This window comes from Pseudomonas sp. 2024-210 (genome assembly GCF_045062345.1).
Taxonomy (GTDB): domain Bacteria; phylum Pseudomonadota; class Gammaproteobacteria; order Pseudomonadales; family Pseudomonadaceae; genus Aquipseudomonas.
Window position 1 is genome coordinate 250,172 of record NZ_JBJGEJ010000004.1, and the last position, 14,293, is coordinate 264,464.

The window sequence follows — 14,293 nt, forward strand, 5'->3', positions numbered from 1 at the left end:
GCAAGGGATGCGCTACTCCTAACGGCGACAGTGAGGGTATTCAACGCAATGACCGACTATTTGCTGGACTTGACCGCTCAGCTCGAAGACGTTGATACCCGTTTCAAACGGCGCATCCGCGATTTATTGGACCAGAGCACGATGTCGAATCTGTCGCAGATGCTGCTGCCTAACGCGCACGTGTTGCTGGAAAACCTTGTGGCTCAAGTGGGGGTCACCCGTTGGGAGCAGGAAATCCCCGGCTGGGCTGAGTACCGCTGGCGTGGCACGCTGCGCCCCGGCAGTCGGTTGGACCAATTATTAGGGCATTTCGATCTCAACCCGTTTGAGCGTGATGTGTTGCTGTTGTGCCTGTTGCCCATGCTCGATGCCGGGTATAGCACGCTGATTGCCTGCCTGCGCGGTGAGAACCGTTCGGCCATCACCGCTGAGTTTGCGTTGTCGCTGCTGTGCAGCAATGTGATTGAGCAAGCCCACGGGCAACTGTATCTGCACCCCGGCGCGACCTTGTTTTCACACGGGCTGTTCAAAACCGACCCGGTGTTAGGCGGTACGCTGCAAACGCCCTTGACCCTAGACCCTGCAGTATTCCACTTTCTGCTGGGGCATCAGGCGTTGCCCTTTGCCCTGGAATTGTGCGCATCCTGGGTGGTGCCGTCTTCACAGTCCATCGAACATCCGTTCGCCGAGCACCTGAGTCGTTGCTGCCAGCCCGCTAGCCGGCAGGGGGCGATGTGCGTGGTGCTGCGCACCTCCACCGAAGCCAGTGTCGCGGGTCTGGTTGCTCAAGTGTTGGCGCGTAATAAACGGCAAACACTGCTGCTTAACCTCAGCCTGCTGCCCGATGACCTCACACAGGCTTGCAGTTTGGTCACGCAGGCGCTGCGCGAAGTGCGTTTACGCGGGGCGGGTTTGATGCTGAGCGGTGCAGGGCCATTGCGCGACAACCGCCCGCATTTGCTGGCGTTTCTTGAATCGCGTCTGGCCCGGCATACAGGGCCTGTGCTGGTGGTCATTGCCCGGCACTTGCCGGTCATGCGTCTGGGCAATCTGCCCCATGTGGTGCTTGAGGTGCCTAATGACGTTGTGCATATCGACGCGCGCCTTTTTTATCTACAGGTTGGGGCGCTGGGGGTTGAAGAAAGTGTCGACATTGCCACCTTGGCGCAGCGCTACCCACTGCAACATGCGCACTTGGCGATCACCCTGCAAGAGGCCAGCTTGTATGCGACTCAGCGCTGCGACTCGACTTCGCCTGATGAGGGCGATTTACGTCGGGCGTTACAGGTGCGCATGCATCAGGATTTTGGATCGCTGGTTCACCGAATCGAACCGGTACGCACGTTTGATGACTTGATCGTCAGCAGCGAAGTGCAGGTACAGCTCCAGGAAATTCTTAGCGCCATCCGTCAGCGCGACGGGGTCTTGAATAGGGGCTTTGGCCATAAGCTTGGGCGTGCCACCGGCATCAGCGCGTTGTTTTATGGCGAATCGGGCACCGGTAAAACCATGACCGCTGAAGTGCTGGCGGGCGAGCTGGGTGTGGACTTGATGCAGATTGACTTGTCAGCGGTGGTCAACAAGTACATCGGTGAAACGGAAAAGCATCTGGCAAAAATTTTCGACCTGGCAGAGCGCGACTGCGGGGTTTTATTTTTCGACGAGGCCGATGCGCTGTTCGGTAAACGCACCGCCACCCAGGACTCCCATGATCGTCATGCCAATATTGAAGTGTCGTACTTATTACAGCGTTTGGAGCAGCATCCGGGTCTGGTCATTTTGTCGACCAATAACCGCGCTAACCTGGACACCGCCTTCAATCGACGCATCACCTTCATGACCCGTTTCAGCATGCCTGATGTCAGCATGCGCGAACGGATGTGGCAGGCCATCTGGCCCCACGGTCTTGCATTAAGTGATGCCATCGACTTCGCCGACCTAGCCCGGCGAGTAGAAATATCCGGTTCTAACATCCGCAATGTGGCGTTACTGGCAACGTGGCTGGCAGCCGAGGATGAGTCCCGGTGTGTCGAGCTTCGCCACCTTGAACAGGCACTCAAGCGCGAGATGGGCAAGTTGGGAAAAATCTATTCATGAGCGTCGTGGAGAATGCGAGATGAAATCGACCAAAGACAATACACACAGCGCAATAATCAAGCTCAACACGGCCCTGGAAGACGTCTTGAACGTCGGCTTGGGCACCGACGTCATTATTCGTTTTGATCTTCCAAAACTCGATTCGCCGGTAGAATCACCCACCGTGAGTGTATTTCTTTACCAACTGACCGAAGACCTTGAACTGCGTGAGGGTGAGCCTCGTCAATACGTTAAAGCTGACAAGAAATACGCAGTGGCCAATGTTTATCTTCGTTGCTCTTACCTCATCACGTATTGGGACCCTTCGGACGGGGGAGAGTCCGGTCAGGGGCCGGACAGTCAGCAAATGAAAGTGATCAGCTGGATCACCGGTGCGCTGATTAACAATCGGGAGTTGCCTGGTGGCGGTAGTCTTTTTTCACGACTGATGCCTTCGGAGCACTTGAATAGCCTTGGTAATTTTTGGCAGGCGCTGGGTAATCGCCCCAGACTATGCCTGACCTACGATGCAACTATTCGAGTGCCGTTGAACGACATTCTGCCAGCCGTCGATCCTGTAGGAACGATTACAGTCAAGAGCAAACATGGCATCAAACAACTGAGAAAACCAGCTGCACCCAAGAAGGCAAAACAGTGAAGCAATGAGTGCTGTTGTGGCCATATCCCGTGTGAAAGCCAAGCGGGGGTTCAGGTTTGTGCTGATAGCGATTCAGCCCGTTATACTGCGGCCTTCTTTTCCCTGACTCCAAGGCTAATGGCATGGCTAACCACGACATCACCTTCACTCCTGATCCTGATGCAGCGTCGATTTCATCTGACGTAGCCGGTTTTGCCGGTGTGCTGATGTCCACCCAGATTCCGACCCGTGCCGATGGCAGTCTGGAGCTGGGTGGAATTACCGAACAAAGTGAATGCACCTTGCAGGCGCTTAAAGTCGCACTGGAACGGGCGGGCAGCTCGATGGACCGAGTGATGCACCTGACCATTTACCTCACGGATATGGCTGACCGCGCAGCCTTCAACGAGGTTTACACCCGCTTCTTTGCCAAGCCGTGGCCCGTTCGTGCCGCCGTTGGGGTGGCTGCACTGGCGGTCGAAGGCATGCGGGTTGAGGTGACCGCCATGGCCGCCAAGGCCTAAGGTTTACTTAGCTGCAAGCTGGCACGTATGCCATTGACCTCTGCTTCGTTGGCCTTGTAACCCTCAGCAGGCCCGGCGTAGGAGAGGGCATAAGCGCTACTGCCTTGGGTGGCGGCCACGAGGGTCTGGGTGATCACGTGGTTGCCGTTCTGAGTGATCTTGCACGTGGTTTGCAGTGCTTTGAGGCCACCCAAGGTGCTGTCATGAATCTTGTTGCAAGCACTTTGATAGCCGGCGCTGGCGAAATTTTTTTGCAGCGTCTTGCGCATTTGCAGCAGCACCGCGTCCATATTGACGTGATGCTCGGGCGCAAGCGTGGTCTGGGTCAGCTCCATGACCATTAACGGGTCGCCATTGGCGTCATTCTTGACCGCCCGCTGACGCAGGTTGTGGCTGTCGGATGCTGGCGGCAGGGCCTGAACCTCCCAGTCGGCGGGCCAGGTGATCATCAGTTGCTCGGCATGGGCCCCAGCGCATAACAGCAATGCGAACAGTGCGGTGAAACGAAGCGAGCAGGGCATCAGGGCAGGCCTTTTCAGTGAAAAGTGGACGGGTAGATTGTATCAACAGGTGTACATCTAATGCGTTGTTGTGTGACAAGATTTTTCACCATTGCTCAGCTAACCCTTTGCTTCTTATGCCTAATCCCGGACAATCGCGCCCCTCTTATGGCCGGGGCGTGGTCTGTAAGGTGTTTTCCGTTCGCCCCGGCCGCGTGGTAACGACCGGCTAGCGGAGATTCGACCGGATGAATGACCAGGCTAATAGCGTTGATGAACGCTTCGACGAAACCCCGGCGACCCTGAGTCGCTGGAACCGTCATGACACCACCTGGATGCTGGGCCTGTTTGGTACGGCCATTGGCGCAGGTACGCTGTTCTTGCCCATCAACGCAGGCATTGGCGGCTTTTGGCCGTTGCTGATCCTGGCGCTGCTGGCGTTCCCCATGACCTTTTACGCACACCGTGGCTTGACCCGTTTCGTTTTGTCGGGTCGAGAAGGCTCAGACATCACGGATGTGGTTGAAGAGCATTTTGGATTGACGGCCGGTGCGCTGATCACGCTGCTGTATTTCCTGGCTATTTTTCCGATTCTGCTGATTTACAGCGTGGCACTGACCAACACCGTGGGCAGCTTTATGCTCAACCAGTTGCATGTCACGCCGCCACCACGGGCGATTCTGTCGCTGGTGCTGATCCTCGGTTTGCTGGCCGTGGTGCGCTGCGGCGAGCAGGTGATCGTCAAGGCCATGAGCATGATGGTGTACCCGTTTATCGTGGCGTTGCTGTTTTTGGCGGTGTTTTTGATCCCGCACTGGAACGGCGGCATTCTGAACACAGCCAACACCCTGCCGGCGCCGTCGGCCCTGTTGCACACCTTATGGCTGGCGATTCCGGTGATGGTGTTCTCTTTCAACCATTCGCCGATCATTTCCGCCTTCGCCGTCGATCAAAAGCGCCGCTATGGCCAAAACGCCGATCAGCGCAGCTCACAGATCCTTTCTCGCGCGCACCTGCTGATGGTCGTCATGGTGCTGTTCTTCGTGTTCAGTTGCGTACTGACCTTGTCGCCTGCGCAATTGGCTGAGGCCAAGGCACAGAACCTGTCGATCCTGTCCTATCTGGCCAACCACTTCAGCAACCCGACCATTGCCTTTGCAGCACCGTTGATTGCGTTCGTGGCCATTGCCAAGTCGTTTCTGGGGCACTACATCGGTGCCAGCGAAGGCCTTAAAGGTCTGGTGCTTAAAACCGGTAAACGGCCTGGGGCCAAGACCCTCGACCGTTTGACCGCCGCTTTCATGCTGGTGGTGTGCTGGGCGGTGGCCACGCTTAACCCGAGCATTCTGGGGATGATTGAAACCCTGGGCGGCCCGGTGATCGCGGCCATTCTGTTCCTGATGCCGATGTATGCGATCCGGCGCGTGCCGGCCATGCGTCAGTACTCGGGTCAGCTCTCCAACGTGTTCGTCACCGTGGTCGGCTTGATCGCGATTTCGTCACTGGTGTATTCGCTGATCCCTTGATCAGTGGGGTGTCGCTGCCGTCCGAGGCGGCGACACCCCGTGTTGATTCGCGTCAATCCCCACGTCGCTGTGCCGCGTAGTCTAAGGTCACTTCTTTTAGAGAGGTGATTAGGGATGAGCATCATCGTGACCGGCGCTGCGGGGTTTATCGGCAGCCATCTGGTGAGGGCACTGAACCTGCGCGGCGAGCGCGACATCATTGCCGTTGACGATCTGACTGACGGTGACAAGTGCCGCAATCTCGCCGATTGCGACATTGCTGATTACCTCGATAAACGCGAGTTCCTGCCCCGATTTGCCGCCCGACAATGGGCGGATGTGCGTGCCGTGCTGCATCAGGGCGCCTGCTCAAGCACCGTCGAGCGTGACGGGCGGCTGATGATGGACAACAACTATCAGTACAGCTGTGACCTGTTGCAGGCCTGTCAGGCGCAATCCATTGCGTTGCTGTATGCCTCCTCGGCGGCGGTTTATGGTGCCCGACGCGACTTTCGTGAAGCCCGTGAATGTGAAGAGCCATTGAATGTGTACGGCTATTCCAAATTTCTGTTTGATCAACGGGTGCGTCAGGCACTGCCCACGGCCAGCAGCCAGATAGTGGGCTTGCGTTATTTCAATGTGTACGGCCTGCGCGAACAGCACAAAGGGCGAATGTCGTCGATGGTCTGGCACTGCTTCAACCAGTACCGCGAACGCGGGCATGTTGAATTGTTCGCAGACTATGGCGGTTACCCGGCGGGCGGCCATCTGCGCGACTTTGTGTCGGTTGAGGATGTGGTCAAGGTCAATCTGCATTGGCTGGACAATCCGCAGACCAGCGGGATTTTCAATGTGGGGACGGGGTTGGCGCGCTCATTCAATGCACTGGCGTTGGCGACCATCAATTGTGTGCGAGTGGCTGAGAACAGGCCTGCGCTTAGCCTGGAAACAGCGCTGCTGGAGGGTGTGCTGCACTACATTGCGTTTCCTGAAGCGCTTAAAAGCAAGTATCAGGTGTACACCTGCGCCGACCTGACCCGCTTGCGTGAGGCGGGTTATAACGAGCCGATGTTGACGTTGGAGGAGGGGGTCGAGCGTTATTGCAATGCGTTATTGAATCGCCAAAACGCGTAGCAGCTGACGAGCTCTGCGAGGCTGCGTTCGAGGACGCAGTCCTCGTGAACCCGGCCGCTCAGGGAGTGCCTGAATAACCGGGTTGCATGGTTTTACGACGGCTTTGCCGCCGATCGCAGCCTCGCAGAGCTCGTCAGCTGCTACGCGTACATCGGGTTATTTACCTGACAGCAACGCTTCCAGTTTCTCTTGATCTCGGGCGAACTGACGGATGCCTTCGGCCAGTTTTTCAGTGGCCATGGCGTCTTCGTTCGATTCCCAGCGGAACTGCGCTTCGCTGAGGATCAGGCGCGGTTCGCCCGCATTGCCAGGGGCCAATCAGGTGTACACCTGCGCCGACCTGACCCGCTTGCGTGAGGCGGGTTATAACGAGCCGATGTTGACGTTGGAGGAGGGGGTCGAGCGTTATTGCAATGCGTTATTGAATCGCCAAAACGCGTAGCAGCTGACGAGCTCTGCGAGGCTGCGTTCGAGGACGCAGTCCTCGTGAACCCGGCCGCTCAGGGAGTGCCTGAATAACCGGGTTGCATGGTTTTACGACGGCTTTGCCGCCGATCGCAGCCTCGCAGAGCTCGTCAGCTGCTACGCGTACATCGGGTTATTTACCTGACAGCAACGCTTCCAGTTTCTCTTGATCTCGGGCGAACTGACGGATGCCTTCGGCCAGTTTTTCAGTGGCCATGGCGTCTTCGTTCGATTCCCAGCGGAACTGCGCTTCGCTGAGGATCAGGCGCGGTTCGCCCGCATTGCCCGGGGCCAGTTTGCGTTCCAGCGTGCCTTGTTCCTGGGCCAGCTTTTCCAGCAGGTCGGGGCTGATGGTCAGGCGGTCACAACCGGCCAATTGTTCGATCTGGTTGGTGTTGCGGAAGCTCGCGCCCATGACTACGGTGCCGTAGCCGTTGGCTTTGTAGTAGTTGTAGATGCGGGTGACCGATTGCACGCCCGGATCATCGGAGCCGGTGTAGTCAATGCCGGTGGACTTTTTGTACCAGTCGTAGATCCGGCCCACGAACGGCGAGATCAAAAACACGCCCGCATCGGCACAGGCTGCAGCCTGGGCAAACGAAAACAGCAGCGTCAGGTTGGTTTGAATACCGGCTTTTTCCAGCTTCTCAGCCGCACGGATACCTTCCCAGGTCGAAGCGAGCTTGATCAGCACGCGGTCACGGCCAACGCCAGCCTTGTCATACAACTCGACCAATTGGTTGGCTTTTTGCAGCAGGGCTGCTTCGTCAAACGACAGGCGGGCATCGACTTCAGTCGAAATCCGCCCTGGAATGGCTTTCAAGATACCGCTACCCACCGACACCGCGAACAGGTCGCACGCCAGGCCGACATCGCCCTTGGCGTGTTCGATGGCGTTATTCAGCAAATCGGCGTAACCGGGCAACGCGGCCGCTTTGAGCAGCAGCGAAGGATTGGTGGTGGCATCAACGGGTTTGAGGCGGGTAATCGCTTCGAGGTCGCCGGTGTCTGCGACCACGGTGGTGAACTGCTTGAGTTGTTCCAGCTTGGAAGTCATGGGGCGTCTCAGTCTTGAATAAGAAATGGCTATATAAATGGAGTGTGTTTTGGATCAAAAGTTCGTTGAAGGCAGGCGGGCAGAATGCCGCGCAATCCCTGCATTGTGCAACCCGGCAAGCGATTTTTCCTGAGTAATTCAAGCCCGATCTGCGGCGTTTTGCCGATGTTTAGCTATACCTAAGTTTCCGTATCTGTGCGGTTTCATTTTCTACAGGAGTTACAGCATGAAGCTTGGGCTAATGTTTGGGGCGGTGTGCCTCGCCACGCTTGGGGTCGTCGGTTGTTCCAGTAAGACGGTGCAACCGAATGAATACTCCGGTTTTTTGAAGGATTACAGTCACCTTAAAGAGGCGAAATCGCCTTCGGGTGTCGAGGTCATGCGCTGGATCGATCCCAAGCTCGACTTGAACAAATACACCAGCGTGTACATCGAGCCGAGCCAGCTGTACCCGGCGCCTCAGCCCACCGGAAAAATCTCGCAAAAAACGTTGAATGGCATTACCACCTACTACGATCAGGCCTTAAAACGCGAGCTGGGCAAATCGCTGCCTTTGGCCAGCGCTCCGGGGCCGGGCGTAATTGTTGTAAGGCCGGCTATCACTGCCGTCAGCAGCCAAACCGAGGGCCTGGCGCCCTATGAATACATTCCTGTGGCGCTGGTGGCGGCGGCGGTGAGCACTGCAACGGGTATACGTGATCAGGAAACCCAGTTGTCAACCGAGGCCGTTTTGATTGACGGGCAAAGTCAGGCTGTTGTCGCACAGGTCGTGCGCAAGGGCACGGGCAAGCCGCTGGATAACAACACTCAGGAACTGAAGGCCGATAATTTCAAAACCGTGATCGATGGCTGGGCCAGAGACTTGCATCAGTCCTATTTGAAACTCAAGAACGAATAGACGGGGTTGTTGACGGGCGACGTGTCGCAAGCGTCGTCCGTCGTTGAGCCTATGCCAGTTTGATCGTGACATTTTGTGTGCGGGTCATAGGTGGCGTGACTGTTTCGTGTTTAACTTCGGCCTCTTCAAACATTGTTTAGAGGGACATCGTTCATGGCTCAAGTAACGCTTAAAGGCACCCCTGTTCAAGTCAACGGCAAACTGCCAACAGCAGGCGCCAAGGCGCCAGCTTTTTCGCTGGTGGCAGGTAATTTGTCCGATGTGACGTTGGCTGACTTTGCCGGCAAACGTAAAGTGCTCAACATCTTCCCAAGCGTAGACACCCCGACCTGCGCAACGTCGGTCCGCACGTTCAACGCGAAGGCCAACGAAGCGCCAAACACTGTGGTGCTGAATATCTCGGCAGACCTGCCGTTCGCACAAGCCCGTTTCTGCGGTGCTGAAGGTTTGGAAAACGTGCAGAACCTGTCGACCCTGCGCGGCAGCGAGTTCATCGAAAACTACGGCGTTGCAATCGCTGATGGCCCGCTCAAAGGCCTGACTGCCCGTGCCGTTGTGGTACTGGACGAGAACGACAACGTGCTGCACAGCGAGCTGGTTAAAGAAATCGCTGATGAGCCAAACTACGAAGCAGCACTGGCTGTTTTGAAGTAAGCCGCACGCAACACCCAAACGGCCTGGCATTGATTGCCAGGCCGTTTTTTTTGGTGCGGACTTTGTAGCGGGCGGGGGCACGCAGACCCCTGTAGCAGTTGACGAGTCGTGCGAGGCTACGTTCGACGATGCAATCGTCGCAAACACTGAGCGCACGGTGTATCTGAAACAGCCAACCCATTTGCCGTGGTGAAGTTGATTTACCGAGTTGAAGGGTTCTACGACGGCTACGCCGCCGATCGTAGCCTCGCACGACTCGTCAGCTGCTACGAGTCGGCGGGTAAAAACTGCCACTTTTCCTGTCATCTACCCTCTGTAACGTAAATACCCGGTAAAGAGCCTTTTCATAACCGCCGACACTGCTTATCGTTCAGCCTCCTGATAATAAGCGCTCGCGCCCAACTGGTTGATCATTCAATGCAATCCTCTGTTTCCCACTCTTCTCGTCGCTGGCTGGTTGCTCTGCTGGTCTTGCTGGTCATTATTGGCCTGTGCTGGTGGCTATGGCCGTCGTCAGCGAAAAAAACCGAAGCAACGCAAGCTGCCGGGCAAACCAGTCGTACGGGGATGGCGCGTCCGGGCTTTGGCGGTTCGACTCAAGCCGTGCCAGTGCGGGTGGCGGACGTGACGCGCGGGGACTTCCCGATTTACTACAAGGCGCTGGGCACAGTGACGGCCCTCAATACCATCAATGTGCGCAGCAGGGTGGCGGGCGAGTTGGTCAAGGTCTATTTCAAGGAAGGGCAAATGGTCAAAGCGGGCGATTTGCTGGCTGAAATCGACCCGCGCAGCTACCAGAATGCCTTGCTGCAAGCTGAAGGCACGCTACTGCAGAATCAGGCCCAGTTGAAAAACGCTCAAGTCGATGTGCAGCGCTATCGCGGCCTGTATGCCGAAGACAGTATCGCCAAGCAAACGCTGGACACCGCCGAAGCGCTGGTGAGTCAGTATCAGGGCACAGTTAAAACCAATCAGGCGGCGGTCAACGACGCCAAACTCAACCTCGACTTCACCAAGATTCGTGCACCGATCAGCGGCCGTGTGGGCTTGCGACAACTGGACGTGGGCAATCTGGTCGCCGCCAATGACACCACCGCGCTGGTGGTGATTACTCAGACCGAGCCTATCGTGGTCAGCTTCACCCTGCCGGAGAACAACCTGTCACTGGTGCTGGAGCGTTACCGCAGTGGCGCTCAATTGCCGGTGCAAGCCTGGAACCGTGGCGACACCAAAGAGTTAGCGACGGGCGTGCTCAGCAGCATTGATAACCAGATCGATATCACCACCGGCACGTTGAAGTTCAAGGCGCTGTTTGAGAACCGCGATCAGGCGCTGTTCCCCAATCAGTTCGTCAATGTGCACCTGCTGGCCGACACGCTGAAAAATGCGATTCTGGCCCCGACGGCGGCCATTCAATTCGGCACCAATGGCTCGTTTGTCTATGCCATGGACGGTGACAACAAGGTCAAGATCCGCAGCGTCAAAGTGGGGGCCACCGACGGTGATGTGACGGTCATTGAAGAAGGGCTTGAACCCGGTGATCGCGTTGTGCTGGAAGGCACCGACCGGCTGCGTGATGGCGGTGCCGTAGAGGTGGTCAACGACAGCGCCGAGGTGCCGGCCACCCCGGCGCAGCACCTGCAAGGCGGGACTGAGGCCGATGCCTCACCTGCGGATGCCAAAGCCAACGGCAAGGGCAAGGCGCACGAATGAATCTGTCGCGGCTGTTTATCCTGCGCCCGGTCGCAACCACGCTGTGCATGTTGGCCATCGTGTTGTCCGGGATCATTGCCTACCGTTTGTTGCCAGTGTCGGCCTTGCCTCAGGTCGATTACCCGACCATCCGGGTCATGACGCTGTATCCGGGCGCCAGCCCTGACGTGATGACCAGCGCGGTCACCGCACCGCTTGAGCGCCAGTTCGGGCAAATGCCCGGTCTGACGCAAATGGCCAGCACCAGTTCCGGGGGCGCCTCGGTGCTCACGTTGCGCTTCAACCTGGACATCAACATGGATGTCGCCGAGCAGCAAGTGCAGGCGGCGATCAACGCGGCCAGCAACCTGTTGCCCAGCGATTTACCGGCTCCGCCGGTGTACAACAAGGTCAACCCGGCCGATACCCCGGTGCTGACCCTGGCGATCACCTCAAAAACCATGCTGCTGCCCAAGCTCAATGACTTGGTCGATACGCGCATGGCGCAGAAAATTGCTCAGATCAGCGGCGTCGGCATGGTCAGTATTGCGGGTGGTCAGCGTCAGGCGGTGCGCATCAAGGTCAACCCTGAAGCGCTGGCCGCCAATGGCCTCAACCTCGCAGATGTGCGGACGCTGATCAATGCCTCCAACGTCAACCAGCCCAAGGGTAACTTCGACGGCCCGACCCGGGTGTCGATGCTCGACGCCAACGATCAGTTGAAAACGCCCGAGGAATACGCCGAGCTGATCCTCGCCTATAACAACGGCGCGCCGTTGCGACTCAAGGACGTGGCCGAGATTGTCGATGGCGCCGAGAACGAGCGCCTTGCCGCCTGGGCCAATGAAAATCAGGCTGTATTGCTCAATATCCAGCGCCAGCCGGGTGCCAACGTGATTGAAGTGGTGGACCGGATCAAGGCGCTGCTGCCCAGCATTACCGACAACCTGCCCGCCGGTATCGACGTGACAGTGCTGACCGACCGCACGCAAACCATCCGCGCTTCAGTGCGCGATGTGCAATTGGAATTGCTGATCGCCATCGCCTTGGTGGTGATGGTGACCTTCCTGTTTCTGCGCCGTGTCAGCGCCACCCTCATTCCTTCGATTGCGGTGCCGCTGTCACTGATCGGCACGTTCGGGGTGATGTACCTGGCGGGGTTCTCGATCAACAACCTGACGCTGATGGCCCTGACCGTAGCCACCGGCTTTGTGGTCGATGACGCCATCGTCATGCTGGAGAACATTGCGCGCTACATCGAAGAAGGCGACAGCCCGATGCAGGCGGCGCTCAAGGGCGCCAAGCAGATCGGCTTTACGTTAATTTCGTTGACCCTGTCGCTGATTGCCGTACTGATCCCGTTGCTGTTTATGGGCGATGTAGTGGGGCGTTTGTTCCGTGAATTTGCCATCACCCTGGCGGTGGCCATTCTGATTTCGCTGGTGGTCTCGCTGACCCTGACGCCGATGATGTGCGCGCGCCTGCTCAAAGCCGAACCCAAGCCTGATGAGCAGGGTCGTTTCTACCGGGCCAGCGGTGCTTTCATCGACTGGATGATCACCGAATACGGCCGCATGTTGCAGTGGGTGCTCAAGCATCAACCGCTGACCTTGCTGGTGGCCATCGGCACGCTGGCCCTCACCGTATTGCTGTACATGGTCGTGCCCAAGGGGTTTTTCCCGGTGCAGGACACCGGGGTGATTCAGGGGATTACCGAAGCGCCGCAGTCGATCTCGTTCAGTGCCATGAGCCAGCGTCAGCAAGCACTGGCTCAGCTCATTCTGCAAGACCCTGCGGTGCAAAGCCTGTCGTCTTACATTGGTGTGGACGGCGATAACGCGACCCTCAACAGCGGGCGCATGCTGATCAACCTCAAGCCTCACGGTGATCGTGGCGAAACGGCTTCTGAAGTGATTGCCCGCCTGCAACCGCAGGTCGACAAGCAGTCGGGCATTCGCCTGTACATGCAGCCGGTACAGGATTTGACCATCGAAGACCGGGTCAGCCGTACTCAGTACCAATTCAGCCTGACCTCACCCGATGCCGAGATGCTCAGCACCTGGACGCAAAAGTTGGTCACGGCGCTGTCCAATCAGCCGGAGCTGACCGATGTGGCCAGCGACCTTCAGGACAAAGGCTTGCAGGTGTATCTGGTGATTGACCGTGATGCGGCCTCGCGCCTTGGGGTGACAGTGGCCAATATCACCGACGCGTTGTATGACGCCTTTGGCCAACGTCAGATTTCCACCATCTATACCCAGGCCAGCCAATACCGCGTGGTGCTGCAAGCCAAAGAAGGCGAGAAAATCGGCCCGCAGGCGTTGGACCAGATTCACGTCAAGACCACCGATGGCGGGCAAGTCCGGCTGTCGAGTCTGGCCAAAGTGGAAGAACGACAAGCTCAACTGGCGATTTCGCACATCGGCCAGTTCCCCTCGGTGATGGTGTCGTTCAACCTCGCGCCCGGTGTTGCGCTGGGCGAAGCGGTCGAATTGATCAACCAGGTGCAAAAAGACATCGGCATGCCGGTGGGCGTTCAAACCGAGTTCCAGGGCGCGGCGAAAGCGTTTCAGGCGTCGTTGTCGAGCACCTTGCTGCTGATTCTGGCCGCCATCGTGACCATGTACATCGTGCTCGGCGTGCTGTACGAAAGTTACATCCACCCCATCACCATTCTTTCGACCTTGCCGTCGGCGGCCGTGGGGGCCTTGCTGGCGCTGATACTGAGTGGCAATGATCTGGGCATGATCGCGATCATCGGCATCATCCTGCTGATTGGTATCGTCAAAAAGAACGCAATCATGATGATCGACTTTGCCCTCGATGCTGAGCGCAATCAGGGCATGGCCCCGGAGCAGGCGATTTATCAGGCGGCGTTACTGCGTTTCAGGCCGATTTTGATGACCACACTGGCGGCGCTGTTCGGCGCCGTACCGCTGATGCTGGCCAGCGGCTCCGGTGCAGAATTGCGCCAGCCCCTGGGGCTGGTGATGGTGGGCGGTTTGCTGGTCAGCCAAGTGCTGACCCTGTTTACCACCCCCGTGATCTATTTGTACTTTGATCGGCTGTCGCAGCGTTGGGCGAAACCTGAACTTCGTGAGGTGCAGCAGTGAGGGGTTTAGCTATAAGCGGCAAGCTTCAAGCTGCAAGC

General features: G+C 57.6%; 11 protein-coding genes and 1 pseudogene. 9 read left to right on the forward strand and 3 right to left on the reverse strand.

The genetic code is table 11. The features are described 5' to 3' along the window. Positions 1 to 48 precede the first annotated feature (48 nt). The 3 genes from ACI7MX_RS08080 to ACI7MX_RS08090 all read left to right on the forward strand — a co-directional run bounded on the left by ACI7MX_RS08080 (position 49) and on the right by ACI7MX_RS08090 (position 3,237). Positions 49 to 2,097 carry an ATP-binding protein gene (locus tag ACI7MX_RS08080; protein ID WP_405588379.1) on the forward strand — a complete coding sequence of 683 codons (2,049 nt, stop codon included), beginning with the start codon at positions 49 to 51 and terminating at the stop codon, positions 2,095 to 2,097. 19 nt (positions 2,098 to 2,116) lie between these two features. Next, complete coding sequence (locus ACI7MX_RS08085; protein ID WP_405588381.1) at positions 2,117 to 2,734, forward strand: DUF4255 domain-containing protein; 618 nt, start codon at positions 2,117 to 2,119, stop codon at positions 2,732 to 2,734. Between the two features lie 122 nt (positions 2,735 to 2,856). Continuing rightward, complete coding sequence (locus ACI7MX_RS08090; protein WP_314485889.1) at positions 2,857 to 3,237, forward strand: RidA family protein; 381 nt, start codon at positions 2,857 to 2,859, stop codon at positions 3,235 to 3,237. Here ACI7MX_RS08090 and ACI7MX_RS08095 read toward each other — a convergent pair. Beyond that, entirely contained in the window at positions 3,234 to 3,758 is a 525-nt protein-coding gene (locus tag ACI7MX_RS08095) for a DUF4946 domain-containing protein (RefSeq protein ID WP_405588384.1), read from the reverse strand. The genes ACI7MX_RS08090 and ACI7MX_RS08095 overlap by 4 nt on opposite strands. Positions 3,759 to 3,985: 227 nt before the next feature. Between ACI7MX_RS08095 and ACI7MX_RS08100 the strand changes: the two genes are divergently transcribed. Continuing rightward, a complete protein-coding gene (locus tag ACI7MX_RS08100) occupies positions 3,986 to 5,263 on the forward strand; it encodes a serine/threonine transporter (RefSeq protein ID WP_405588387.1) in 1,278 nt (425 codons plus the stop codon). 114 nt (positions 5,264 to 5,377) lie between these two features. Further along, positions 5,378 to 6,376: an ADP-glyceromanno-heptose 6-epimerase gene (gene rfaD, locus ACI7MX_RS08105; RefSeq protein WP_405588390.1), complete on the forward strand. Its 999-nt coding sequence runs from the start codon at positions 5,378 to 5,380 to the stop codon at positions 6,374 to 6,376. Between the two features lie 156 nt (positions 6,377 to 6,532). Here the strand turns inward: rfaD and ACI7MX_RS08110 are convergent. Both ACI7MX_RS08110 and tal read right to left on the reverse strand, forming a co-directional pair. Next, positions 6,533 to 6,694: pseudogene (locus ACI7MX_RS08110) on the reverse strand (transaldolase family protein); the annotation flags it as partial. A 280-nt stretch (positions 6,695 to 6,974) separates the two neighbouring features. Further along, positions 6,975 to 7,898: a transaldolase gene (gene tal / locus ACI7MX_RS08115; RefSeq protein ID WP_405588393.1), complete on the reverse strand. Its 924-nt coding sequence runs from the start codon at positions 7,896 to 7,898 to the stop codon at positions 6,975 to 6,977. Between the two features lie 226 nt (positions 7,899 to 8,124). On the opposite strand from tal, the gene ACI7MX_RS08120 reads away from it, so the two are divergent. From ACI7MX_RS08120 to ACI7MX_RS08135, 4 genes are all read left to right on the forward strand, one after another. Next, positions 8,125 to 8,796: a DUF3313 domain-containing protein gene (locus tag ACI7MX_RS08120; RefSeq protein ID WP_314485880.1), complete on the forward strand. Its 672-nt coding sequence runs from the start codon at positions 8,125 to 8,127 to the stop codon at positions 8,794 to 8,796. A 153-nt stretch (positions 8,797 to 8,949) separates the two neighbouring features. Continuing rightward, complete coding sequence (tpx, locus tag ACI7MX_RS08125; RefSeq protein WP_405588396.1) at positions 8,950 to 9,450, forward strand: thiol peroxidase; 501 nt, start codon at positions 8,950 to 8,952, stop codon at positions 9,448 to 9,450. A 402-nt stretch (positions 9,451 to 9,852) separates the two neighbouring features. After that, a complete protein-coding gene (locus tag ACI7MX_RS08130; protein WP_314485950.1) occupies positions 9,853 to 11,163 on the forward strand; it encodes an MdtA/MuxA family multidrug efflux RND transporter periplasmic adaptor subunit in 1,311 nt (436 codons plus the stop codon). Further along, complete coding sequence (locus ACI7MX_RS08135) at positions 11,160 to 14,255, forward strand: MdtB/MuxB family multidrug efflux RND transporter permease subunit (RefSeq protein ID WP_405588399.1); 3,096 nt, start codon at positions 11,160 to 11,162, stop codon at positions 14,253 to 14,255. The genes ACI7MX_RS08130 and ACI7MX_RS08135 overlap by 4 nt, the downstream gene beginning before the upstream one ends. Positions 14,256 to 14,293 lie beyond the last annotated feature (38 nt).

Excerpts from the sequence above, each read along its gene's own strand:
- ACI7MX_RS08080 (WP_405588379.1), top strand. The coding sequence starts at position 49 with ATGACCGACTATTTGCTGGACTTGACCGCTCAGCTCGAAGACGTTGAT.
- ACI7MX_RS08085 (WP_405588381.1), top strand. The coding sequence starts at position 2,117 with ATGAAATCGACCAAAGACAATACACACAGCGCAATAATCAAGCTCAAC.
- ACI7MX_RS08090 (WP_314485889.1), top strand. The coding sequence starts at position 2,857 with ATGGCTAACCACGACATCACCTTCACTCCTGATCCTGATGCAGCGTCG.
- ACI7MX_RS08095 (WP_405588384.1), bottom strand. The coding sequence starts at position 3,758 with ATGCCCTGCTCGCTTCGTTTCACCGCACTGTTCGCATTGCTGTTATGC.
- ACI7MX_RS08100 (WP_405588387.1), top strand. The coding sequence starts at position 3,986 with ATGAATGACCAGGCTAATAGCGTTGATGAACGCTTCGACGAAACCCCG.
- rfaD (WP_405588390.1), top strand. The coding sequence starts at position 5,378 with ATGAGCATCATCGTGACCGGCGCTGCGGGGTTTATCGGCAGCCATCTG.
- tal (WP_405588393.1), bottom strand. The coding sequence starts at position 7,898 with ATGACTTCCAAGCTGGAACAACTCAAGCAGTTCACCACCGTGGTCGCA.
- ACI7MX_RS08120 (WP_314485880.1), top strand. The coding sequence starts at position 8,125 with ATGAAGCTTGGGCTAATGTTTGGGGCGGTGTGCCTCGCCACGCTTGGG.
- tpx (WP_405588396.1), top strand. The coding sequence starts at position 8,950 with ATGGCTCAAGTAACGCTTAAAGGCACCCCTGTTCAAGTCAACGGCAAA.
- ACI7MX_RS08135 (WP_405588399.1), top strand. The coding sequence starts at position 11,160 with ATGAATCTGTCGCGGCTGTTTATCCTGCGCCCGGTCGCAACCACGCTG.